The organism is Xanthobacter sp. ZOL 2024 (genome assembly GCF_052932325.1).
In genome coordinates this window covers 1,617,143-1,640,427 of the sequence record NZ_CM128808.1, presented here as the reverse complement: position 1 = coordinate 1,640,427, position 23,285 = coordinate 1,617,143, and the positions used below count along the sequence as shown (strand labels likewise).

Below are 23,285 nucleotides of genomic sequence, written 5' to 3'. Positions count from 1 at the left end.
CCCCCAGACAAGGCCCGCACTCCGCTAATCGACCCCGCGATCTGTGCCGAATGTCCTGACGACGGACAGGCAGCTGTGCATTGTTGCACCCTATACACAAGCCTTGTGCGAGAACTTCTCAGTCGTACCGTCGGTCCGGTTGATCCAGAAGCATTTTGTTCCGAAGTCTGCACTGCGCACACTGAAGTCCCTAATGCCAGAGCCGATCTTTTCTTTGGCCTCGGGGTGGAGAACGAGCGCGGCTCTAAGGATGACGGCGTCTGCGGCGCTGACCCGATCCCCGATGTCATATCGGTTGAGCATTGCGTTCAGGAAGGCGCGCGCCTCAGTCTGCGTGCGGAAGTGCAGATCGCCGTAGCTCACAGGTTTCCCAGCAACCATTCCACTGTTCTCCTTCAAGTCTCCAGAGATTCTGTCGGCCCTTTGGCGGCGCTTGCGAGCAACCGTTCGCGAATTTCGCGAACAATGACTGCAGGCAGATCCATGCTGTTGAGTTGCTCGATACGATCGGCGACCCACTTGACCGCCTGTGCTTGATCGAGATCATCCCGCGCAATTTTTTCGTAGAGCGCGACGGCAGTCATCCTCGACAACCCTAGCTCCATCAGCGAGATCAGCGTGCGGGACGACACGCCGAATTCGAGTTGCGTGCCGATATCCAATCCGTCGTCGATCAGATCCTCGCGTCCGATCTCGACATAATACAGGTGCAGTATGTCAATGTAGGCCGATAGGTATTTCGGCGCACGGAACCGGGCGACTTGCTCCACAAGCGCCATTGTGTCTCTGATGATGCCGGGTAGATTGTACTTCCTCCCGACTTTCTCGTGCCACGCGATGTTCCGGCGGATGATCTCAGCCAGCGACTTCCCCTTCAGCCAGTGGAACACGATCAGCGCATATAACGTCGCGCGGCTGTCGGGCTCGAAGGCGGGGAACAGGCTCGTGTTGATCCGCCGCATGATTGTGACGAAGCGGTCGTAGCTGTCGTCGCTGGCGACCTCAGCCGGCAGCAAATTCTCGGGCTCCCCGCCATACTTCCTGAAGGTTTCCAGCAGGTGCTGCATGCCGATCGGGCTGACGCCAGAATGCCGGGCCGCTAGGTCGGGACTGATCTCGATGTTGGCTACTATTGTCGCCAATACCGCGTCGAGCCTCTCTATAAAGTCGCGATCATGGCGCTTGGCGAGTTCCGCCTGACCGATGGATCCAAGCCTCATGTAGGTAGTCAGCAGGTAAGCACCGACCTGCTCGAACTCATCGTTGTCCTCGAGCTCGGTGGGCTTACTGTTGGGTCGGGCTGCCAAGTATGCCAACAGGCCATCCCCAGCCTCCAGCACCGCATCGCTCTCGCGCTTGATGGGGTAGCGGGCACGTTGTGGCACGCCGTGCGGCCAGGCGGTCTCGTCCTGCGGATCGAGGCAGATGATGTTCCCCTGGAACTCGTCGCCCCACCGCCCCGCGCGACCGGCTAGATTCCAGAAGTCATGCGGCTCCATGGGATTTCCCTGGCCCTTGCGCGGACCGCGCACGACGATGGTCCGACAGGAGAGGTTGACCCCCTCCACCAGCGTCGACGTACAGACGAGGAAGCGTATCTTGCCGGATCGGAATAGTCGCTCGATCTCAAATCGAAGGAGTGTGGGCATGTTTCCGAAGTGGAACGCCACGCCGCGTTCGACGAGCGGCGCGAGCCGGAAGCTCGGGTGAACGCCCTTCCTGGCAAGTTCGGCGAGCGCGGTCAGCTCGGGGTCGACGGACTTCGGATCGTGCTCGGGCTGTAGTTGGCTGATTAAGTCGGCGACGTCCTCGGACTCGGCGGCGCCGTTCGCGTAGACGAGAGTTCCACCGCGTGTACCCGCCGCCGCCGCGACGAAGGCTAGGCGCTTCGTGAAGCTGGCCGGCGTGCTCACGAGTTCAAGCGTGCCGATCTCGATTTCGGCATCGCCCTGCTTGGCGTTCAGCGTCCAGCGTCGCGGCTTACCCTTAACATGGGTCGCGAGAAGGAGGTTCTGCAGGACCGTAGGCGCGTCGCTGTCGACGGCGGCCGTCGGCACATCCGCCGGCGCGTCCGCGAGCAGTTCGCCGGGGTTCTGCGTCGCGGGGCTGATGAAGACCAGCGTCATTTTAGGGTTGAGTCTGGATGCACGTTCAATCGCATCCTGCAGGATCACGCCGCGACCGCCATCGCCTATCTTGTGGGCCTCGTCGACGATCATTAAGTCGACCGAGAATTCGCCGCCCAGGACATTCGCCAACAGATGCATGCGTTCTTGGGTGAGCACGAGGATCAAGCGCGACCCGCCCGACCGGGCAGCATCAAACTTGGTTCTGAGCGGCAGCGAGGACACTTCGATGCCCTCCGTCTCCTTGAGGAACGACTCCAGGTTCGTCTCGATCTCGGACACGAGCGCGCGTGTTGGCGCGAGATATATTGCCACCGTCTTTCTGCGCGACCCGACCTGATCGATCAGCCACTGCAGCACGAGGAACGTTTTTCCCGACGCCGTCGGCGCCGATGCCGACAACCAGGTTGCTGTTGAGGCAGTCGTCCAGAACCGCTGCTGGAACTCGTTGACCTCCAGCCAACGCCCGGTAGTCTCGACGAGGATCGAGCGGTCCATCTCGCGCCGCTGCGTTTCAAGGCGCAGCGAGATCCCGAGCCGCTCCTCAAGCCCATCGGCGACCATGCCGCGGCTCACCGCGAGTGTGACTGCTCGGAAGTTCGACAGCTTGTCGAAAAGGACAGCACCCGCGTCGCGGACCTTCGTGTCCTTGGCGAGTGAGACCGCCGCCACGGCGATTCTCAGCGCCGCCTCCTGGTCAGCGCGTCGCTCCGACCGGGCCAGGATGCTTCCCGCCAGAATCAACCGCTGCCAATCAATGTCGGCCGGATCAATTGCCTGAGGGTCGTCGGAGAGATTGCTGAGTTCGGAGCGGACGGTGAGCTTTGTCAATGCGGCGATGTCGTCGCTCACACCTTCCGACATGAGCCACGCCTGCAGGCTGGCGAGGCTCATGGCTTGAGCCCCATCACTTGGAGGAACGCGTCCCGGAAATCCTGCGCCGACGGCAACGGCACGCAGAAGAACTCAATCTCGAGACTCTCCAGCTTGTTCTTTGTAACCCCCTTGCCGACGTTATCGACCCAGTCGGCAAGCGCGGCCCTTGCCGCCCCGGCGATCTCGTCAGCGAGTGCTGTTGCGCCCTCGCCAGGGTAGAAGGGCACGCCGAATCCTACCAACGCCACGCCGCAATATTGGACCCGGTTCGACATTGGTGACGACCGGTCGAAATATTTCCTAAGCGCCGTAGTCAGGGCCTCGTCAGTCAGGTTCGCCTTGTCGCTGAGCAGCAACAGGTCGCGTTCCCTCTCTGCCCCCTCGTGCTCGTGCTCCAGTAGATACGGAGCCAGCGAATCAAGGCAGGCCGAGATCGCATCGCCCGCCTTCGCGTAGACCTTTGACTCGCCCCAATAGAGCTTTAACAGGCCTTCCGGCGTAACTCCGGCGTAAACGCCGTCAGCACCATGGTAGTGCATCTTCTCGTCGGTCTTGAGATCCATCTTGCAGAGGATCTGAGGTAGTTTGAGGAACCGCTCGGCAAGCAGATACAGCAACATCTCGCCACCCTCGCCGGTGGTTGCCAAGCCCGTAAAGGATCGCTTAGCGCGCTCGACCAACTCGGCGACAGCCTCGGTGCTGTTGAACTTGGCGTCCCGCTCCTTCGCCTCGGCGACCTTGGACCGCGGCATCGCGTAGTCGGTGGCTGCGTTTCGCATAAACTGCGCCAGCCGATGAAGCTGAACCCTGCCATTTCCATCGACAGCAAGGCAGTGGCAGTGGATTTTGACCGACTGCCCGCCCACCGCGATGTCGCGCTCAACGAGCGTTAGATGAACGTCAAGAGCGTCCGGATCGCCGGTTAGCGAAGCTTCAAGATCGTCCGCAGTTATCGTCGACAGCATCGCCCCCAGTCGCGACTAGCCCACTTGATTCGGCTATTCCCAGCACATTTACTTTTACCACGCACGACGGGGCGCTTAACAGGAGGTTGTCAAGCTGTCCTGCCCGCTACTCGAGAGCTACGTCAGCTCAAATGAATTGCCGCTTTGCGTCAACGGCACCGGCAATCCTTGAACTGCCCGCGCCAAGCCTCAGATCTCAGCCTGCTCCGATGGGCTCAGGGCGTCGTCGACCTCTATGCCGAGTTTGCGCACGGTGCTCTCGAGCCTGATATAGCCGAGCGGGAACTGACAGGCGCGGAGGCTTCCAGTCCGCTTGCAAAGGATGGAGACCTTGATTCGCCGCAGGTTGTGGTCCCATAGCCGGCTGGGGTGAGGCCAATCAGGCCGCCTCATTGGTCGACCAGGCGCCCATACTGCCTCGTAGTGACATGGCCTCCTATGTGGCTGGGGCTCTCGATCGTCAGATCCGCGATACACACCCTTAGAGCGCTAGCCTCAAGGTGAAGATCCTTCACCTCGTAGGTGATTGAGACGCGGGCTGCATCACCGGCCGGCCGGCGCTTTGACAGCCTTGCTGAGATCGGACCAGGTGCAGCTTAGTATATTATCTCGGCGCCTCTTTCCTGGCGACCCAACTCGGCGATTCAGTCCTCTCCCCGCAGACCATTGCGGCATGCTTCGAATCTTTTCTGCCACTGATAACCCCCGTAATATACTCGGTATATGTCTTTTATAGCTCGCATCGTAGGCTTATTGATGCCGGACGAGTTGTCACTCATCTTAGTTATTCTGCAACCAGGATGAGATTCAAATTTTCCCAAAGCCACAATCTCAAATCTACGCCAATGATGCCGGCGTGGAATAGATTACGGTAGACAGTTTATTCTCCTCCCCAGATTTTTAGTTGCCATAATGGGGTATTCTCCATTCGACCGATCACGAGTGAGCTTGCTTGCTCTCGATCGATAAGACGATCCATCCTTCTTGTTTTGCAGGATAGAGGGTGGAATAGCCATAAGCGTTCTTCGTCCCCGGGTCATTCCACACCCAAGCTTCGCGATGGTCAGAATTGAAGACGAAACAGGGATGATTGCCGGGCTCTTTGCGGGTCAGGATGCGTGCGATCGATTCCCCGTGTGGAAAGAGGTGCTTGCCTCCGCCCTGGGTCGAGACGGTCCACGTCGACGCCACGATGCGCTCTGCCAGATCGGGACTGGTATTCCGGCGCGAGCCGTGGTGGGGGAGCGTCGCAACGTCCACTTCCAGGCGACCGCCGAAATCCTCGTTTATGGAAGTGATCAGCGTTTCGGCATGTGAGTCGGTGCCGATCAAGACGCGCCTGTTGCCGTGGCTCAGTACGAAGGCGATGCTCGATTGGTTCGGGATCGTGTCGTCGGCCGAGTAGTCCGCGCCGGCCAAGTCCTCGACATCGGGCGGCGGTTCGATGTCCATCGCGACCTCGGAGGGTTCTTCTTCGTCGTCCTCGGGCTCGTCCGCTCCCTCCGGCAGTGGCCAGATCTCCGCCAGTGCGGCGAGTCCCGAGGGCAGGGGACCCAAGAGGCGCACTGAGACGGTGCCATCCACGCGAAGATTGATTGGACCTAGCTCCGGTTTGCGGGCGATCGCGTCGCCGCCGGTCGGTTCGTTCCAGGCCCAGCCGTTCTTAACGATAAGTTCGGCGAAAGTCTTGCCCTGGCCGACGGACATCGGAAGGGTTTCGTGCGGGAGGTGCTGCGCGGCGTTGAACCAGACGGCCTTAACAAGGCGGGCGAACTCGGTATCCTTAGCCAGCGCAATGGCTCCGGCGATGTGATCTGCATCGATGTGGGTGACAACGAAAAGATCGATCTTGCGTTCGTCGTCCGGCAATCCATAGATGAATTTCTTCAGCCTAGCGATGGTGGAGGTGCGGCCGGCGTCCACTAGCAGGTTGAATGCTTCGCGACCGTCGATGCAGCGAACAAGTATGCAGTCCCCGTCGGAAGCCCTGAAGAGTATGATTTGAGTGACGCTTACACTGGCTGCCTCGCTCATAGCTGGACTTTGATCTCGACACCGGCGTTCAGATCCAACTTCATCAGTGCATCCGTTGTCTGAGGCGTCGGCTCGATGATGTCGATCAGACGCTTGTGGGTCCGCATCTCGAACTGTTCGCGACTCTTCTTGTCGACGTGGGGCGAGCGATTGACCGTGAACTTTTCTTTTCTAGTCGGGAGCGGAACCGGTCCGCTGACGAAGGATCCCGTCCTGCGAGCGGTGGCGATGATCTCTTGAACGGTGGCATCCAGCACCCGGTGGTCGAAGGCGCGTAGCTTGATTCTGATGGAGCCCTTCTTAATCGGCTTTTTTGGCGGTTTTTTGCTTTTGTTGAGTTTCATCCCCTTGTCTGGCACCGCCTGTGGGGTGGAAGTGGGGAAAGCGAGCGCCGGCTCATGGGGTGCGGCATCCGGCAGTTTCAGAAGGGCCTGTTTAACCGGACGCATCTGTTCGGGCGCGACGAAAGCCACCCGAGGCCTGATCGCACCTTGAAGTCTGCTTTCGAGATGTCGGAATGCTAAATCATCCGTCCTTTTTTTTTGCGCTAGCACGTCGTGCCAGCCGAGGCCTTCGATAGGAGCTTCGCCAAGGTAAGCGGCGATCTGACCGCCCGCATAGGATCTTCGTAGCCAGTTGGCGACGGCGTTCAGCTTTTCCTCGATGCCGGCATCCTTGAACTCACGCAGCGCCAGTTCGCGCAGGATACTGAACTTCATGTCCAACCAACGCACGGTTTCACCGTACGTGGCGCGGTGCGCGGCGAGAGCGACGATCGCCGAGCGCACGTCTTGCTTCACGGTTTCGGTGTCGCCCTTTCCAATGCCCAGTTGGGCCATGCCGACGACCGCCCGCAAGAATTCGGCGTCGGGTGCCGGCGCGTCAGGCGAAGCCAGTAGCTTGAGGACCTTGTCGCCGTAAACAGGCAGCAGGGATCGGTGCGCAAGTACGGCGTGGGCAGCTGCTGCTATCCAGGGGGTCGGATGCGGCGCGGAAGGAATGTCGAAAATGGCCGCCAGAAGCCGCTTCGCCACAAACTCGGCGGCCTCAGGCCTTTGGTGTTCGGTGAAGCCCCAAAAGGCTCCAGCTAGACCGGTGTCCAACAGCGCCCGCGGTACGGCCTCCGGGCCGTCGTCGAGGGAAATGACATCCAGGTAAAACCTTCCAGCGTTAGGTACATATACGGTGGTCTTGTCCTTCCGCCGAACGACGGCGTAGCAGGAGAGATTCCCGTCGCTCGCGAACAGTCCTTTGCCGTTTTTGGTGATTCCTCGCGACGGTCTGTGCAATGTCAGGACGGGACCTTCAGACACGGACGCTTCGCCTTCCTCGCTGGTCCAAAGCTCTAGACTTGCCACGGTGTCGGCGGCAGACGTCTCCACGATGGCAGGCGCCCAAGCACGCCTCGCGCCGAACAGCCGGAGGCACTTCTCATAGGCTCCGTCCGGTCCATCGGCGGATAGGACACCGTCTGTAACCTCTCCACTGGGAGCCTGCACCCGGACGTACGGAGCCGAATTGAACCAGTTTGGGGCAGGCTGCCCGCTTTCGAGCAGATCGTCGTACCGCTTTCCCTCCTCGGAAAAGGCGGTCACAAAAAGTGGGGGCGCCCCCGGGAGCCCTTTGCCCGTCGACACTGCCAGCGTCTCGGCCATCGAAATTCCTAGCTGGATAGTTTCATATAGGGATGAAGGAGCCGCTTCTCAGAGTTCCAGTTTTGGTCATCAAAGCGGAATTTATGCGGCTTTCGTGCCAGTCGGAACTCAAATGGAGCGGCAGATTCCGAGCCGACAGGCGGAGGGGTATCGGAAAGCGCCTCGCAGGATGTCGGGGAAGCCACGCCGTTAGCCAGAACCGTCACGATACTCTTTGGTTCTTCGGTCAGCAGGATGGCGCGTGTCTTGCAGCTCGAAGGCCCCTGCGGATCCCCCGGCGGCGGCGTAATACCCTGATGGCGCGACCACCGCTCGACCAGTGCCTGCGAAGCCTCGACCACTTCCGCAGCGACGATTGGTACATGGACGTCCGCGGGATCGCCGGTTAGACGTGCGCCGAAGCTTTTCAGCGCCGCCAAAAACGCTTGTGTCCCAATGGCATACTCTCCACAACCCGCGTTTTCGGCCGCCAGCTTCAGTTGGCGAATCCAGAATGCCTTTTTTCCTCTAGACGTCGAATAGAAGACGCATGCGTTGTCGGGCGCAGCCAAATCCGCCGGCGCAATCGGTAGGTAGCTGAGGGTCGATTTGTCCTGTGAGCGGCACACGTCGATGAAGCAGTAGACGGGCCGCTCCCGTATCAAATTATTGATCACATGCAGGGAGGTTGTCCAGTCAAGACCGGCTTGGCTCACTCCATCGGAGAGCGCACCGTCGCACGACAAGCTGACTACGCTGCCGCCCTTGATCAGCTCCATCCCGTGCCCAATCCAGTGAAGGAAGCCGACGCCCCCTTCGTCCCTCACCCGTTGCGCCCATGCGAGAAGCGCTGACTGAATGGCGGTGAAGTCCGGACGGTCCACCCTGATTGCGCTGCCGCCGTCGCCGCGGATCGAGACGACGCCAGCTGGATCTGAAGCCAACACCTTGATGGATGCGAGCATCTGAGCCGAAGGAAAGCTGCCGCTCGGAAGTGTCCGCCAAAAGTCGACGACCGTTTGCACGAATGCGCCTGCGCCGGGGAGATTGGCGGATGCCTTCAGATAGGCTCCGACCATTACGATTATTACGTGGACGGGCTCTGCGGGAGATCCCGGCTTGCGATCAACAACGAACGTCATGAATAAGAACCGCGCGATATCGAGCTTGGAGATCGGAATCGGGGCGAGGACGAAAAGAACGCGATACACAGCCGGCTGAGGAGGGCCAACCGCTGCCCATGGTGGCGCCGTGTTGGACGACATAATGACCCCTAAAGCCGAATCATTTATTCTAAAGTACCAGCACATTGCAGTAATTCAACTCCAAGCTGCGTAGCCCTGAGGCTGTCCACCGCTCCAAGTCGTTTTGACCCTTTAAGGCCGAAGCCGAATGACCGATTGAATGGCATCAGGCTGGTTTTGCCCTACGCCCTTAATCCAGTCTGAAAAAAGCTCCCTCTGGCCCAATCAAAGGACTGGAGCATGAAGCGCAATCCCTTTTCGTGAGCATGAAGCCGGAGTTATGGTTGCGAAGCCGTGGCAGAAGTTGGCCGCCCGCAACGCCAGCATCTCCAAGTGGAAGGTTCTGTTCGGCGGCGTAGGTGTCCGAGGCCAAGCGGCTGCGGGGGCTGGAGGACCAGAGCGCCGAACTGGCAGTGCCTCATCGCTCCTTTTCCGTCGCGAGGGTGTAGCGGACGGCATCGGGTGGCAGGCTGGACGCATAGTCCTTAATCTCCCAGGCAATGGGATGGACAAGCGGCTTTTCAGGCATGCGGCGGCGGCGAAAGCGGTTGCACCGAAGGCTTTGCATGTTGGTCTTGTAATCCCAATGACTCTTGGGCACGAATTCCGCCGGATACCATGACCATGGCATTGCGTGCACACGCGCTTTTGGGCTGGCGGGCGCGTAATGACTGCCTGCCGTCCTGCCAAGAATCTCGTCACGTCGGTGGCTGTCGACCAGCAGACCGGCTTGCTCTGCTTCTTTGATCATCCAAGCAAGGGGGTATTTCGAGATGCCGCTCTCAGCCTCTGGCCATCCGCCGCCGACGTCACAATGTTCACCCGGGAACCAGAGCTCCACCAGATCCTGCCCGGGCGCCCTCGCGAAGAGGTTGGCGCGGAAGAAGGCGCGGCGCTCATCGATGGAGACTGCGTGTCTGATGATGCCGATCTCGTCATTGATGCGCGTGTAAGGGAGCGACACCGGGCTGCCCACCCAGCCAACCGAGCTGACAGTATCCCAGACACCCAAGAAATGGGGCTGGCACCCGGTTACGGCAAGGCTCGCCTTGAACTTATCAGCCTGTTGGTAGAGCTGTTTGCGGCGCTGGGGATCGTCCTCGCGCAGGCTCCAGAGCATCCGGATGGCATAGGGCACGAGGGCGAGATTTCCGGGCATGGCGAGCCCATAGAGGCGGAGCAGAGAGGCCAGAGCACGGACCGTATAGGCACCGCGACTAAAGCCGAAAAGGTAGAGCCGGTCGCCGGTCCGCCAATGCTCCATGATGAAGCCATAGATGTCGCGCAGGTCCGCCTTAAGGCCGTAGCCAAACGCCAACCCCGCCATCCGCGCCAGCCAGTTGCCGATCGGCATGGGAAAACCCGGCGCCGCCATGGTGCCGAGACCCGGATGGTAATAGACGAGCTGGTGCTCGGAATCCTTCACCAGCGCATAGGTCAGCTTGGCGACGCTGGTGAGGTCCTTGGTGAATTCATTGGATGTCCCATCGCAGCAGATGACGATGTTACGTGTTTCGCCCATCCCCTCGTTCCCGCTTTTTCAGTTCCAGTGGTCCAACCGGAACGCTATCCGATCATGCCGAACCTCACGGCAGTTCTGCATGATTTGGTGAATCGCCCTCCAGGTACTTGTATAGAGACCAATTCACCGTTCCCGATCCAATTGTGCGCGCGATTGGATGGGAACGGATCGAACCTTAGGTAAGATCCAGCACGATCGCCTGATATAACTTTTTCGGCTCAAGATTTTCGGTCGAGACGAGGTTCGACTTGGCTTGAAGCTCGTTCACAAGGGTTCGCCTCGGCACCTCAGTGTTCTTGTCGTCATCGCCATGCTTGCCGTGCATGGTGGACAGAACCGATGTCAGCCGGTCGGGCTTGCGTGCCGCGCCGCGCTTGTGGAAGCGGTTCCACATGCTGCGCGGGGTTGCGTTCAGGCTGCCGTGATGGCCGACCTTGTAGAGGTCCACAGCGTCGAGCTCCGCAGCCAGGGGCGACTGCAGTGCATATTGCCAGTTCTCAAGCTGCGCATCGCCTGGAAAGAGCAGCGACTTCGAGCCCGCCTTCATCAGCAGGATGACGCTGGTATTGTTCATCTGCTTGTCGAGCGCGCGCACGAGGCTCAGCATGACGGCCCCGTTGAGCTCGTCGACCCGGTGGGCCAGCCAGCGCTGTTCCGTGAACAGGTGGGTCGCGGGTCGGTAGGTGGCATCGGGGAACAAGGCCTTCGCGCCCCGCCGCGGCCCGCGCGCCGCAGCCAGTCGCTGGGGCTGAAGCTGCCAGAACTCGTCCTTGTCGCGGGAGCGCTGCTTGCGGATGGTTTCGGTCTGGCGCAGCGTGGGCGGGCCGAGCACATGAACCTCGACGCCAGGCAGCTCGGAGCCGAGGCCGAGGTCGCAGCCGTGATAGGCAAAGCAGTGCCGGCCCTTGTCACCCATGGCCTGAAGGTTCTTCACCGCCGAGAGGTTGGCCAGATTGTCCTCGCCGATGAAACTGATCTGCCCCGCCACGGCGGGCGGCAGGCGCTTGCCGAGGGCTTGGGCGAAGGCAACGGCCTCCTGCGCGCCTTGCTGCATGGCCTGCAGCGACCGCCAACGCTGCCGGATCGCGGCGTGATGGGCGGGGCTGCTCTCGTCGGGGCCGAGCCAGTCGAGCCGCGCATCGGGCACCTCGGTCCACGGCTGCACCACCGCCTTGGGGCGGAGCGCGGCGATGATGTCTCCCGAGCCCTTGCCATCGGCGCGGGTCGCGAAGCCGCTGATGTGGTCGGCATGACGGTGGGTCGCCACCACCACGTCGAGGCCATCGGCGCCGTCCTCAGTGCATTTTTCGGCGATGTCCCGCGCGATGTCGAGCATCTGGCTTGAGGCGGTCTCCTCGGGGAGCCCGGTGGTGCCGAAGTCGAACAGCATGTGCCGGCGCTGGCCGTCATCATAGTCGTAGCGCAGCAGGAAGCAGTCGCCGAAACCGACCTGATAGGCGAAGATGGTCGCGCGGATCGGCTGGGGCACGTCACCCTCCCATCCGTTCGAGATGAATGACGCCGAATTGCAGCCGCTCGGCCTGTCCATGGTCCGAGAGTAGCCCGCTGTCCATGAGATATTGGGCGCGCGCACGTTGCCGCGGACCATCGAGCACCGGATTCTGGATGTGGTACTTGACCTGGCCATACTGGTCGAGGATCACCACGCCGCCGCCGTGGGCCGTCAGACGATCGGTGGTCACCATGCCCTCGGGCCGCTCGGCGCCCAGGACCGACTTGAACTCGGCGCCGAAGATGTCCACCCGCTGCACATATTGGCAGACCGTCTCGTGCAGGGTGAGCCCGTCCGGACCGAGCCGGCTTGCCATGTCGATAGAGACGACCTCGGTATAGGCGCGGGGATTGATGGGCAGAGCGGCGCGATTTTCCCACAAGAAGCGGAAGAACTCGTCGCGATTGCGCATCATCGCGGCGAAGTTCGAGCGCGCATAGACCAGCTTGTCCGGATCGGAGAAGCGCCGCCAGCACCCCTCCGCATCGCAGCCCATGCGGGGCGTCTTGATGCCGTAGGCGGCGAAATGACGTCGCAGGGTGCCGCGATAATCATGGTCATCGTCGGGGACGAGCTCGCGGTCGGCGGTGAGGAGCGAGGCGAGATACTGGCCGAAATCGATATCCGTCGGAGGACAATAGTCGAGCGCGCGGATCGCCATGTTGAGCAGGTGCCCGGCGACCTTCACCCCCTCCTCCACCACGGCATCGAGATTGTATCGGCCACCATCGAAGGTCCCGAGACCTTCAATGCGCGTGCTCCAGAGCTCGACGAAACAGCGCATCATGGCTGCGACGATCACCTCGCCGCGATCGTGCTCGTCATTGCTCTGGCGCAGGCGCTTGCCTGCGGCGGGCGTGATCTCGACCGAGCGCCGCAATGCGCCGCGCGCGTCGTCTCCGAGCCGGCTCGAGGAGAGCGCCTCCCCCACCTCACGCGCGATCCCGAGCAGGATGGATTTGCGGATCGCCTCGGGCGTCAGCTTGCCGGCATCCACCAGGCGGATCGTCCGCCCGTTCTTCACCAGCGCGCCATCCTCGCCGATGGCCGCTGCCACGACGGGCTCCAGCGAGAAGATCGACAATAGCGCCACGATATCGGCAAAGCCTTCATGAAACGCCGACTGATCCGGTCCGGACGGTTCCGTGAAGCGTGAGCGGAGCCCATCAAGCAAGGCGTGGCTGGTCTCATGGGCGATGATGTCGTGGCTGAGGCAGGTGAAGATCGGCTGCCCGCCCACTCCGAAGAAATAGCCGAACAGCAGCGCGCGGTCCGGCTCGGAATAGAAGGCGTTGGCTTGGGCGAAGGCGTGGGGGGCGATATGGAGCTGGTGGCCGCCGCTGCTCCAGCTCACCCGGCGGCCCAAGGCGCGCTCGAATGCGCCGAGCGTCCGCATGGCGATCGCGTAGCAGTTCTGCGCGTGGAAATTGGGATCGCCGATCAGGCGCGCCTGGTAGGCTGGGTCCTCCGGCGTTTCGCCCGGGGCGCACCCGAAGGGATCGAGCAGCTCGCCGGCGACATTTTGATAGGTTTGCCGGTCGAGATAGGCGCGCTGCTCGGCGGCGTTGTAGTCCACGACTTTGATGCGGTAGCCCGTCGGCCCCTTGGCCAGTATTTCGGCCGGAACGCTGACTTGCATGAAGGCCATCGGACCGTTGGCGGAGCCCAGCCGAAAGCCGGGATCCTTTGCCAGGATTGTGAGCTTCCGTGTCGGTGGAGCTTCCCGCACAATCGCCCCCCTTTTGGCGAATCTCCGCCTCAAGCGGATGCACTTGATAGTTGCAGAAAATAGCGGGCGAAATCAACCTCCGCTACGCGCAGGAGAAAGTCGAAAGCGTGCATCACCTGCATCGCACCAGCTTGCCAATCCCCAATGCGGGTGGGGTCTTTCCGGCGAAGCCGCTGATCCCGATCCTCGTCGGCATCCTCACCTTTGAGAGCGAGTGGAATCCTGCGATGGGCGCATCGCTCGCGAGCGTGCTCAACAAATGCACGGGCGAGCGGCAGTTGGACCTCGGCTGCATCGCCTCGCATGGTCACTTCTTCCGTGATCCTGCCGCAGCCAGCGACAACTTCATCAATGAGAGAAAGCCCGCTGCAGCCTTTCTCTTCAAGCTGATCTCGCGCCTCCAGCTCCGCTGTAAGCTAACGCTAAGATCGGGAGCCCGGAACAGATAGAAGCCCGCCCCCAGCGCCAAGAGCTGCCATTGCCTGGCGCCCCCCGGGGGGCGCGTGCTGCAGAAGCAGTCGACCTGAGCCATGGGGCTGGGGCGATCCAATCCGTCACCGCTCACGGCTCATGAACCTATCGTAGCTGTCCTCAACCGGTTCATCGCTGATCTCATACTTTTCCCGATCCTCAAGGGTCAGCAGGCTGATGACGAAATCATACTGCTCCGAGAATACCGTCATCTCTTGGACGGGTTCACGAAACCATACGCCCGCAGGGTGCGCCACGCCGGTGCGGCCATCGACCGGCATTTCCGGCCTTGCCGCATGGGACTGGCCCGGTATCTCGATCGGGCCTTTTGAGGTGCGAAAGAAGATGCCGGATTTGAGCGCACTGCCACTCGGCTTCGCCCATAATATGTAGCCATCGCGCGAACAAACCAGGATGGCCCGCCGCGTCGTGTAGTCGAGCCATTGGAGGGTCGCCGCGATCAGTGAAACGCGGTAGCGTTCTGCGCAGGCCGAGATCATTTCGAGGTCCACCCGCTGATGCTGCGGGATTTGACGTCGATAGTCATCGAGCGGCATCAGGATGTTGGCGGCGAAAACGTTCGCCTGATGCTCGATCTGACCGTACCGCGAATCCCACCGGACAACGTCATTCGAACTGCAATGGAAGCCATCCGGATGGGCTTTCCGGTGCAAGAGATAATGCCCGAGCTCATGCGCCAGCGTGAAATTGATCCGTCCTTTCGATTTGAAGGCGTTGTTGTAGAAAATGCCCCAGCCGGGCTTTGGCCCACGCGCCTTCATCAAAGCACCGTCGAAACCCGGCAGGTCGTCGCCAGCGACACGCAGGATCGGATCATCCGGAAATCTCGTCTTCGAATATTCCAGCGCCAGTTCGACGATATCGACCGGAAATCGATTGGTGCCGTTGACCGCGTTCAGCAGAAAGGAAAGGTCAATCGCCCACCGCTCCGGAGACGGCTCGTTCATTCATCCTCGCCCAACAGATCGACCATCTTGCGAATCTTGCTTTTGGTCGATGCGTCCATGTCTCGATACTTTCTATAGAATGCCTGGTCGGCGGCGTCCTCGACCGTGACGCTCGCATTGACATCGACGAGGTAGTCGCTCGTTACGCCGAGCGCCGTCGCAATGCGGGCGACCTTGTCGGCCGATGGCCTTGGCGGGTTCTTGTTTTCCAGTTCCCAGATGTAGCTTTTGCTGGATTCGGTAAGCTCGGCGAGCTTATCGAGCGTAAACCCCTTCTGTTTCCTAAGGTCGCGGATTTTGGTTCCGAGAGGGGTTGTCACGATCGCATGCTCCTTCATTCACAAAATTCAGAGTAGCGATATTTTTCCTCCTTGACAACGAAAACCAGCCCCATTTATCGTGTTCGGAATTCTGGCATTTTCTATACCGGCTTTTGCTGAACGACACTATATGTGGTGCTGAAAAGCACAAAAGCATACTTATATAGATGGCGAGAGTCATATTTTCCCAAAGGGAAACGCATTTTTGCCGCGACGGAACGGGACCGCCGACTGGCGTCCCCGAGAGGGAAACGAGCATGGACGTTATCGCCGAACACAAGCAGCTGCCGAGCAAAGACTTCGAGGCCGCCTGGGATGCCATCAAGGTCGACGCCTCGGTCAAGGAGAGGCTGGTCGCGCAGGCCGTGCTCTCGCTGCGGATGCGTCAGATATTTTCGTTCGAACAGGTGCCCATGCACGGGCTGATAGTTATGTCGGGGCCGCCTGGCACGGGGAAGACGACGCTCGCCCGCGGCCTTGCCGACAAGATCGCCAAGGTGGTCGGCAAGGCGCAGTATGTGCAGCTTGATGCACATGCGCTCGGCAGCTCCTCGCTCGGCAAGAGCCAGAAGGAAGTGTCGAAAATCTTCAGCCAGACGATTCCAGAACTGGCGATGTCGATGCCGGCCATCGTGCTGCTCGACGAAGTCGAGACGCTTGCGGCCGACCGCCAGAGGATGAGCCTTGAAGCCAATCCGATCGACGCGCATCGCGCGACCGATGCGGCGCTCGCGGGTATCGATCTTTTGTGCCGGAAACACCGCAACACGCTTCTGATCGCGACGACCAATTATCCGAAGTCGGTCGACCGGGCCCTTCTCTCCCGTGCCGACTGGATCGAGGAAATCGGTCCGCCGAACGCGGAAGCGCGCGCCGAAATCATCCTCGACGTGCTCGCGCTTCTGGGCGGGCAGTGGCCCAAGCTCGGAATGCTGAAATCGCAGCTCGCGGCCTTCGTGAAGGCATCAGAAGGCATGGACGGACGGCGGCTTCGCAAAGCCATGACCTCGGCGGCGGCGATCTCCATCGAGACCGCCAAGGACCCGAACAAGGTTACTAGCAAGGACGTGCTCGATACGCTCAAGCGTGCCGCCGCGCAGGCCGATCTGGAGGAAGTAGCATGAAGGTACGTCGCGACATTGCATCCATCCCCAAGCGCTCGGCCGCGCAGACCTGGAAGACGATCATCGAGCTTATCACCGGGACTGGCACGGTTGATAAGAAGACGCTGGAGGGTGCCTCCAGCGTCATGGAATCGCTCATCGCGGACGAGCATCCCGCCAAGAAGCCCATTGTGCTCAAAGGCGCGGGCAACCGCCTCGTGATCTATCTGCTCTACGGCGAGAACGCGATGGAAGCCGATTTGGAGGTCGACAAGCTCAGCTGGAACCCGACGGCCGGAGACTGGTCGATGACGGCGCCTTGCGATGCGGATGATGTCACCTGGATGAACAACGCGCTCAAAGACCGTGCGCCGCGTATCAAGGCCCACGACGTCGATGCGGCGATCGACGAGGAGGAAAGCGCGAGCGGCGAGCAGGCGCTGAAAGTCGATTGGGGAGCGCTGGGCTGAAATGACGAGCACGAATGCGACCACCTACGCGCGCACCAACACGGCGATCTACCTCGCCGACAAGATGCGCAATCTGATGAAGAGCCTCGTTATCGATGCCGGGCTCGATCCGAAAGCCCTCGTCGACGCCTGGTCCGGCTGGGTTCATGACGCGGCGAAAAAGCTGATGGAAAGCGGCCATCTCAAGAAGATCGTTATCGAGTTCTACGTGCCCGGCGCGGCCAACGCGTCGGGCCGCTGGGATTTCCCTATTCGCTACGACGCAAGCGGCGTCGATGAGATGTGGGTCGACACCGAGTTTTTCAAAAGCTCCTTCGCGAAGGCACCGAAGCCGCCCTCGAACTGCGTCTACCGCATCCTGCTCGTCGAGGCGCCGGGGGCGCCCAATGTCGGGCTGACCTACGTGAACTTCCTCGGCCTCAACGGCTTGTCGCCGCGTGAAGCAGGAACTGTCATTGCAACCCCTGATATCATGGCATCGGCGGCCTACTACAGATGATTACGACGCAAGAAGCTTTCGAAAAATACCGGCAGCGCCTCGAACTCAGTGAGACAGAGCGCAAGGATACGATCAAGCGGCACACCGAGGTGCGCGAGCTGATCCGCGCTGATTTTGCCGTCGATCGCGATTTTCTGACCGGCTCTTACGGCCGATCGACTAAAACGAAGCCGCTCAAGGATGTCGATGTCTTCTTCGTCCTCGGCCAGAAGGAGAAGGACAAGTACCGTAACAAGCCGTCCTCCGAACTGCTCGATGCGTTCGTGAAGACGCTGCGCAAGACCTATGGCGATGACGCCGTTGAGCCCGGCCGGCGCTGCGCCACCGTCGAGTTCGAAAAGAACACCAAGGACGAGGAAGGCAAAGTGCTTTCGATCGATGCCGTGCCGGCATTCGATATCGGCGATTGCTATGAGATCCCCGACCGCATCCTCGGCCAATGGATCAAGACCGACCCTGAAATCCATGCAGAGCAGGCCACGACGAAGAACAAGGAACTCGGTGGCAAATGGGTGCCGCTCGTGAAGATGGTGAAGCGCTGGAACCGGTCCGCCGGGAAGCCGATCAAGCCCTCCTTCCTGATCGAGGTCATGATGCAGGAACTCGTGGACGCTCCCTTCACCACATATCCGAGCGAGGTCCGGCGCTTCTTCGCAGCCGCCCTGGATGGCATCGGAAAATCGTGGCTGGACCCCGCCGGATATGGCCCGCCAGTTTCGGACCAGATGACCTCGGAGCTGATCGCGAAGGCGAAGGACAGCGTGCGGCAGGCAGAGATGAAAGCCGCCATCGCAGTTCGCTACGAACAGCAGGGGCGGCAGGGCGATGCCATCGCGCTCTGGCGTGAGATCATGGGCAAGTATTTTCCGGCGAGCTAGGTGGACCATGGCAGACTCGATCGTTGCGCGCCAGCAGGGCGATGATTTCCAGGCAAGGCTGTTCTGGCTTCACGCCGCGCTCCTGCTTGACGACGCATCACCTGTCCGGCGCGTGTTTTTCGAAACCGGCCCCAGAGCCTTCGATGATGTCGTCGTGGATTATGACGCCAAGGGCGCGCCGCAGGATCATACCGGCAGGCCTGTCCTGCGCGATCATATGCAGTGCAAATGGCATGTGCGCCCCGGCGACTTCGGCTACGAGGATTTCGTCAACCCCGACTTCACGAAGGGCACGAGCGTTTCGATCCTGAAACGCGCGCACGATGCCCAGCTCGCCCATGCGCCGAACGGCGACGGCGCGCGGTTCCAGTTCGTCACCAACTGGAACGCAACCGATCCCTTGCGGAAGCTCATCCTCAATCAGTACAACACGCTCGATATTCCCGGTCTCTTCAAAGGCGGCCCCCGGAGCGAGATGGGAAAGTTCCGCGCGCAGTGGGCGGATCATCTGGGCATCGACGAAGATCAGCTGCGGCTCCTCGCGCGCACGCTCGGCATCAATCTGCGGATTCGCTCCGGCGCCGACATCCGCGATCACTTGAACGAACGCTTCGCCAGGCTCGGCATGAAAGCGATCCCCGCAAGCGAAGCGAGCTTCTCGTACGATGACACGATCAAGAAGCTGCACGCGCAAGGGAGAAAGGAGTTCGACCGCGACTCTTTCCGCGACATGGTGCGCAGCGAAAATCTGCTCGCCGATCGCAAAGACCCGCCAAGCTTTACGATCGGGGTCAAGTCCTTCATGCACGCGATCGACAGCCTTGAGGCGCGCACGGACGAGAGCCTCAATCTGGTGCCGCATTTCGAAGGACGGTATCTGCGCGATGAAATGTCGTGGAACGAGACGCTCTATCCCGAGCTGAAGGCATTTGTGCTCTCGCACGCGCGAGAAAATGACTCACTGCGGCTGGTGCTGGATGCGCATGTTTCGCTAGCCTTTGCGATCGGTTCGATCCTCGATGTGAAATCGGGCAAGTCGATCCAGATCGAACAGCGGACAGGCGGGCGCCGCTTCTGGTCGCGCGATGATTGTCCGCCCGAACCTGATTGGCCGACGATCGAGTGCGATACGGAAACCTTGGGAGACGGGCCGGAGCGTGCGATCGCCATCGGTCTCACCCACGACATAAGCCAGGACGTCCGGAACTTTGTCTCCAACAACTTGCCCGGCGTCGGCAGCGTCGTTGCGGCGAAGCTTTCACGCACAGCGTCGCAGTCATCGGTTAAGTGCGGCGCGCACGCGGCCCTGCTTGCCGAAGCTCTGGTCGATCAGCTGCGAAAAATGGGGCGCAGCCCAAAGACCCACCTGTTCATCTCCGCTCCCAACGGTTTCACTTTCTTCCTAGGCCAGTTGCACAATGCGATCGGACCCAGCATCGTCTATGAGTTCGATTTTGACGGGCAGCGAACCGGTACCTACAGTGAGGGATTAAACGTGGGTTGACGGACTCCCAGTAGGCATTCGACCGCAAAGTGGATAGAATATGGCGGTTGCGCCGATGCTGCGCGTCAGCTTTTGAGGTAGATCGAACGTAAGCAGACTTTCAGCTCCTGGCCCTATCTCGGACCCTTGACACGCATCATCAACGTACCCGGAAGCGGACCCTTCTAGAGCACGTCCGTATTAATCCGGGTCATATCCTGCGGCAGCGAAGTAGTTTCGGCATTCGGCTGCCGTGAAGGCGTCGAGGAGCGCACCTGCGGCGTCCCATAAGGCACCGACGGTGCGTTCGGCCCTGGCTCTCAGGAGAGCCTTGAGCTTTGAGAAGGCATTCTCGATGGGGTTGAAGTCCGGGCTGTAGGGCGGCAGGTACAGGAGGGAGCCGCCGGCCTGCTCGATGGCGTCGCGGACGCCGGCCGCCTTGTGGGCTGGCAGATTGTCCATGACCACGATGTCACCGGGCTGGAGCGTGGGGACCAGCACCTGCTCGACATAAGCCCGGAACACGACCGCGTTCATGGCCCCGTCGTAGACGAAGGGCGCGGTCATTCCGGTGAGCCGGAGCGCGCCCGTGAAGGTCGTGGTCTTCCAATGCCCGTGCGGCACGCCGGCCCGGCAACGCGCGCCGCGCAGGGAACGGCCCCGCAAACGGGCCATCTTGGTGGACAGGCCGGTCTCGTCGATGAAGACGAGCCTTTCAGGGGCGAGGTCGGGCTGGGCTTCGAACCAGTCCTCCCGCCGCTTCAGGATATCCGGACGCTCCTGCTCCAGTGCATGGGCGGACTTTTTTTTGAACGTCCAGCCGCGGGAGCGCAGTCAGGTGCTCAACGCGCTGCGTTCGATGGCGACAGCCCGTTCGGCCTTCAATCGGGCGACCATCTCGTTCAGCGTGATGTCCTTGGCCGCGTCGATCATGGCGATGATGAAGGCCTCGTGGGCATCGAGCCGCGAGCCGCGCGGCTTGCCCTGCCGCCGGGCCGTGCGCTCGCCATCCTGCCGGGCCCGCCGGGCCCGGACGATCGCCGTCGCCACACCGACACCGAACCGCGCCGCCGCAGACCGGGCCGAGGCTCCGGCCGCCACCGCTTCTAGAACCCGCACGCGAAGATCGTCCCCATAAGCCCGTGCCATCACCGCCTCCATCAACGGAGACGGTGAATCACAACAGAGCCCGAACGTCACCCCTCCATCGAATCGACGTTCAGCGGACGTGCTCTAATGCCCGCAAAGGGTCAAGACCCGCCATCCGCGATAAGTGGCCCGCGGTGGATTGTTACAAAGAACCTCGGCGAGGGCTCGATCGAAACCATCAGATATCGAGCACCATCTTATGTGAGTGCGCAGGACCTGATAGCGACGGGCCTCAAAAATGGCCCGGCGTGATCGGAGAGCGAATTGCATGTCACGGGGCCACCTTAGGAGGCGAGACCACGCCATGGTAGGCACAGGTTGCGCCTGCCGCCTCGTCCCCCGACGTACGGGAAGCGCATCGCGACGAATCGTGGGAAATGCGGCCCAATAGCAAACTTCAGCGAAAACCGTTTCAAAAAGCCGCTTTAGCTTCCAAATTGAAACGGTGAAATCAAGCTAAGTGCTTGATTTAATGGCGCGCCGGGGAAGATTCGAACTCCCGACCCCCAGATTCGTAGTCTGGTGCTCTATCCAGCTGAGCTACCGGCGCATCGTCCTGTGTGGGCGGCTGGGATGCCGCTTTCGGAGGAGACCTCCGCAGGACCCGCGGCGGAGAACTCCGCCGGCGAGGTGTGTGACCTACTGCGTTTCATTCGACCGCGCAAGGGCAAAAGCCGAAATCGCCCTGCTGCCCACAGCCTGTGGACAACACCGGTCGCAAAGCATACTCGAATGCGAGCGCGGCCGCCCTCAAGCGCGCAGGCGCTCCCGCCGCTGGCGGTCCCGTTCCGGCTGGTCCGGCAGGGTGATCCGGAAGGTGGTGCCTTCCTTGCCATCCAGCAGCCGGATCTCGCCGCCATGGGCCCGCACCAGCTCATCGGCGATGGGCAGCCCCAGGCCGGTGCCGCCGCGACGCGCGGACGAGACGAAGGCCTCGAACAGATGGGCCCGCCGGTCCTGCGGAATGCCCGGCCCCGTGTCTCCCATCTCGATCTCAACCGCCGCGCCCGCGCGCCGTGCCACCAGGCGGATCTGATCCCGCGCGGGATCGAGGGGCGCGCGGGTTTCCAGTGCCTGCACCGCATTGCGGCCGATGTTCAAGATCACCCGGAACAGCTGGTCGGGATCCGCATCCACCACCAGGCCCGGCTCCACCTGCGCCACCCAGGCGATGCCCGATCCGGGACCCAGGCCCAAGGTATCGCGCACCTCCTCCAGCAGCGGTGCCACCGCCACGTCGCGCCGCTCCGGCAGCGGCTCCATGGCACGCCCATAGGACAGGGTCTGCTCGCAATAGGTGATGGCCCGATCCAGCGCCGCCAGCAGCTTCGGCGCGAAGCGCTGCACCGTGGGATCGGGCAGCGCCGCCAGGCGATCCGACAGCAGCTGGGCAGACGCCAGGAGATTGCGCAAGTCGTGGTTGATCTTGGAGACCGCAAGGCCGAGCGCGGCAAGGTGGCTCTTCTGGCTCAGGGTCTGCGCCAGGCCGCGCTGCAGCTCCTGCAGCGCCTCCTCCGCCGTGCCGATCTCGTCACGCCGCCCACTCGGCACGATGATGCGGGAGGCATCCTCCGGATTCTCGCGGAATGCCGTCATCCGCTCGGTGAGCCGCCGCATGGGGCGCACGAAGAGCGCGTTGAGACTGAAATAGACCAGGGCGCCGGCGGCGCCCGCCACCATGGCGGACACCAGCAGCGTGGTGGTGGTGAAGCGCAGCAGCGCCCGCCGCAGCGGCGTTTCCGACAGCACGATCTCGATGAAGTCCGCCCCGGAGGGTGCCTCGCCCACCAGTCGCAGCATCCGCCCATCGGGCGCCGACAGGGTCTCGACGGCGCCGCGCACCGCGCTCCAGAGATTCATGTCCCGCATGTCCACATGCTCGTCCACCTGAGGCGGCATGTCGGAGGCGGCCAGCAGACGGCGCGTATCCTCCCGTTTCACCACGATCACCTGCGCCCCCACATTGGCGAGCAGCTGGCGGGTGAGATCCATGGGAATGCTGTCCTGCGGCGCCGCATCCAGCACCAGCGCCGCCGTGCGCGCGGCGGCCAGGCGATCGGAGAGCCAGGCCACCCGGTAATTGGCGATCGTCGGCACCAGCACGGCCACTTCCACCGCCGCCACCACAAACACGGTCAAGACCAGGAGCTTCGCGGACAAGCTGAAGCGGCCCCGGCGGTGGTGGGGCGGGTCGATCGGTGGATCGGCTCTGGTCCCGAACATGACACTCACAGGGGCGAACGCCCGTTTCGGTGGCGCGTCCCACGCGCGGAAACGTGATGTCTAGAGATAAGCACAGAC

The 23,285-nt window shown here is 61.5% G+C and carries 18 protein-coding genes, 1 tRNA gene and 1 pseudogene; 6 read left to right on the top strand and 14 right to left on the bottom strand.

Annotated elements, in window-relative coordinates; all coding sequences use genetic code 11:
- Positions 1–90 precede the first annotated feature (90 nt).
- From ACU4E7_RS07720 to ACU4E7_RS07680, 9 genes are all read right to left on the bottom strand, one after another.
- The gene (locus ACU4E7_RS07720; protein WP_447021164.1) at positions 91–363 is read right to left on the bottom strand and encodes a DCL family protein; all 273 of its coding nucleotides are present in this window, start codon (positions 361–363) and stop codon (positions 91–93) included.
- Positions 364–395: 32 nt separating this feature from the next.
- Positions 396–3,020 (bottom strand): DEAD/DEAH box helicase, encoded by a 2,625-nt coding sequence (locus ACU4E7_RS07715; protein ID WP_447021163.1) that lies wholly within the window; start codon positions 3,018–3,020, stop codon positions 396–398.
- A complete protein-coding gene (locus ACU4E7_RS07710) occupies positions 3,017–3,967 on the bottom strand; it encodes a HamA C-terminal domain-containing protein (protein WP_447021162.1) in 951 nt (316 codons plus the stop codon). The genes ACU4E7_RS07715 and ACU4E7_RS07710 overlap by 4 nt, the downstream gene beginning before the upstream one ends.
- 936 nt (positions 3,968–4,903) lie before the next feature.
- On the bottom strand, positions 4,904–6,001 hold the full coding sequence (locus tag ACU4E7_RS07705) for an MBL fold metallo-hydrolase (protein WP_447021161.1): 1,098 nt from the start codon (positions 5,999–6,001) through the stop codon (positions 4,904–4,906).
- Positions 5,998–6,345 (bottom strand): 30S ribosomal protein S10, encoded by a 348-nt coding sequence (gene rpsJ / locus ACU4E7_RS07700; RefSeq protein ID WP_447021602.1) that lies wholly within the window; start codon positions 6,343–6,345, stop codon positions 5,998–6,000. Before rpsJ ends, ACU4E7_RS07705 begins: the two co-directional genes overlap by 4 nt.
- A 1,319-nt stretch (positions 6,346–7,664) precedes the next feature.
- Entirely contained in the window at positions 7,665–8,900 is a 1,236-nt protein-coding gene (locus tag ACU4E7_RS07695) for a hypothetical protein (RefSeq protein ID WP_447021160.1), read from the bottom strand.
- Between the two features lie 397 nt (positions 8,901–9,297).
- The gene (locus tag ACU4E7_RS07690) at positions 9,298–10,401 is read right to left on the bottom strand and encodes a T6SS phospholipase effector Tle1-like catalytic domain-containing protein (RefSeq protein WP_447021159.1); all 1,104 of its coding nucleotides are present in this window, start codon (positions 10,399–10,401) and stop codon (positions 9,298–9,300) included.
- Between the two features lie 175 nt (positions 10,402–10,576).
- A complete protein-coding gene (locus ACU4E7_RS07685; RefSeq protein ID WP_447021158.1) occupies positions 10,577–11,890 on the bottom strand; it encodes a hypothetical protein in 1,314 nt (437 codons plus the stop codon).
- Position 11,891: 1 nt separating this feature from the next.
- Positions 11,892–13,553: a hypothetical protein gene (locus ACU4E7_RS07680; protein WP_447021157.1), complete on the bottom strand. Its 1,662-nt coding sequence runs from the start codon at positions 13,551–13,553 to the stop codon at positions 11,892–11,894.
- Between the two features lie 140 nt (positions 13,554–13,693).
- On the opposite strand from ACU4E7_RS07680, the gene ACU4E7_RS07675 reads away from it, so the two are divergent.
- Positions 13,694–14,092: a hypothetical protein gene (locus ACU4E7_RS07675; RefSeq protein ID WP_447021156.1), complete on the top strand. Its 399-nt coding sequence runs from the start codon at positions 13,694–13,696 to the stop codon at positions 14,090–14,092.
- Between the two features lie 105 nt (positions 14,093–14,197).
- Here the strand turns inward: ACU4E7_RS07675 and ACU4E7_RS07670 are convergent, their stop codons facing one another.
- A complete protein-coding gene (locus tag ACU4E7_RS07670; protein ID WP_447021155.1) occupies positions 14,198–15,082 on the bottom strand; it encodes an ImmA/IrrE family metallo-endopeptidase in 885 nt (294 codons plus the stop codon).
- A complete protein-coding gene (locus tag ACU4E7_RS07665) occupies positions 15,079–15,420 on the bottom strand; it encodes a helix-turn-helix domain-containing protein (RefSeq protein WP_447021154.1) in 342 nt (113 codons plus the stop codon). The genes ACU4E7_RS07670 and ACU4E7_RS07665 overlap by 4 nt, the downstream gene beginning before the upstream one ends.
- A gap of 239 nt (positions 15,421–15,659) precedes the next feature.
- On the opposite strand from ACU4E7_RS07665, the gene ACU4E7_RS07660 reads away from it, so the two are divergent.
- From ACU4E7_RS07660 to ACU4E7_RS07640, 5 genes are read left to right on the top strand one after another with little or no spacing between them, the layout of a single operon-like run.
- A complete protein-coding gene (locus tag ACU4E7_RS07660) occupies positions 15,660–16,526 on the top strand; it encodes an AAA family ATPase (RefSeq protein WP_447021153.1) in 867 nt (288 codons plus the stop codon).
- Entirely contained in the window at positions 16,523–16,975 is a 453-nt protein-coding gene (locus tag ACU4E7_RS07655) for a hypothetical protein (protein ID WP_447021152.1), read from the top strand. The genes ACU4E7_RS07660 and ACU4E7_RS07655 overlap by 4 nt, the downstream gene beginning before the upstream one ends.
- Before the next feature lies 1 nt (position 16,976).
- Entirely contained in the window at positions 16,977–17,474 is a 498-nt protein-coding gene (locus ACU4E7_RS07650; protein WP_447021151.1) for a hypothetical protein, read from the top strand.
- Entirely contained in the window at positions 17,471–18,352 is an 882-nt protein-coding gene (locus tag ACU4E7_RS07645) for a CBASS oligonucleotide cyclase (protein ID WP_447021150.1), read from the top strand. The genes ACU4E7_RS07650 and ACU4E7_RS07645 overlap by 4 nt, the downstream gene beginning before the upstream one ends.
- Before the next feature lie 7 nt (positions 18,353–18,359).
- Positions 18,360–19,856: an SAVED domain-containing protein gene (locus tag ACU4E7_RS07640; protein ID WP_447021149.1), complete on the top strand. Its 1,497-nt coding sequence runs from the start codon at positions 18,360–18,362 to the stop codon at positions 19,854–19,856.
- A gap of 180 nt (positions 19,857–20,036) precedes the next feature.
- Here ACU4E7_RS07640 and ACU4E7_RS07635 read toward each other — a convergent pair.
- From ACU4E7_RS07635 to ACU4E7_RS07625, 3 genes and pseudogenes are all read right to left on the bottom strand, one after another.
- Positions 20,037–20,984 (bottom strand): annotated as a pseudogene (locus ACU4E7_RS07635) (IS630 family transposase).
- 473 nt (positions 20,985–21,457) lie between these two features.
- A tRNA-Arg gene (locus ACU4E7_RS07630) sits at positions 21,458–21,534 on the bottom strand.
- Positions 21,535–21,734: 200 nt separating this feature from the next.
- The gene (locus tag ACU4E7_RS07625) at positions 21,735–23,207 is read right to left on the bottom strand and encodes an ATP-binding protein (protein WP_447021148.1); all 1,473 of its coding nucleotides are present in this window, start codon (positions 23,205–23,207) and stop codon (positions 21,735–21,737) included.
- Positions 23,208–23,285: the final 78 nt, after the last annotated feature.

Coding starts and splice junctions, on each gene's coding strand:
- ACU4E7_RS07665 (WP_447021154.1), bottom strand. CDS start 15,420: ATGAAGGAGCATGCGATCGTGACAACCCCTCTCGGAACCAAAATCCGC.
- ACU4E7_RS07645 (WP_447021150.1), top strand. CDS start 17,471: ATGATTACGACGCAAGAAGCTTTCGAAAAATACCGGCAGCGCCTCGAA.
- ACU4E7_RS07695 (WP_447021160.1), bottom strand. CDS start 8,900: ATGTCGTCCAACACGGCGCCACCATGGGCAGCGGTTGGCCCTCCTCAG.
- ACU4E7_RS07680 (WP_447021157.1), bottom strand. CDS start 13,553: ATGCAAGTCAGCGTTCCGGCCGAAATACTGGCCAAGGGGCCGACGGGC.
- ACU4E7_RS07670 (WP_447021155.1), bottom strand. CDS start 15,082: ATGAACGAGCCGTCTCCGGAGCGGTGGGCGATTGACCTTTCCTTTCTG.
- ACU4E7_RS07655 (WP_447021152.1), top strand. CDS start 16,523: ATGAAGGTACGTCGCGACATTGCATCCATCCCCAAGCGCTCGGCCGCG.
- ACU4E7_RS07715 (WP_447021163.1), bottom strand. CDS start 3,020: ATGAGCCTCGCCAGCCTGCAGGCGTGGCTCATGTCGGAAGGTGTGAGC.
- ACU4E7_RS07660 (WP_447021153.1), top strand. CDS start 15,660: ATGGACGTTATCGCCGAACACAAGCAGCTGCCGAGCAAAGACTTCGAG.
- ACU4E7_RS07690 (WP_447021159.1), bottom strand. CDS start 10,401: ATGGGCGAAACACGTAACATCGTCATCTGCTGCGATGGGACATCCAAT.
- rpsJ (WP_447021602.1), bottom strand. CDS start 6,345: ATGAAACTCAACAAAAGCAAAAAACCGCCAAAAAAGCCGATTAAGAAG.
- ACU4E7_RS07710 (WP_447021162.1), bottom strand. CDS start 3,967: ATGCTGTCGACGATAACTGCGGACGATCTTGAAGCTTCGCTAACCGGC.
- ACU4E7_RS07640 (WP_447021149.1), top strand. CDS start 18,360: ATGGCAGACTCGATCGTTGCGCGCCAGCAGGGCGATGATTTCCAGGCA.
- ACU4E7_RS07625 (WP_447021148.1), bottom strand. CDS start 23,207: ATGTTCGGGACCAGAGCCGATCCACCGATCGACCCGCCCCACCACCGC.
- ACU4E7_RS07705 (WP_447021161.1), bottom strand. CDS start 6,001: ATGAGCGAGGCAGCCAGTGTAAGCGTCACTCAAATCATACTCTTCAGG.
- ACU4E7_RS07650 (WP_447021151.1), top strand. CDS start 16,977: ATGACGAGCACGAATGCGACCACCTACGCGCGCACCAACACGGCGATC.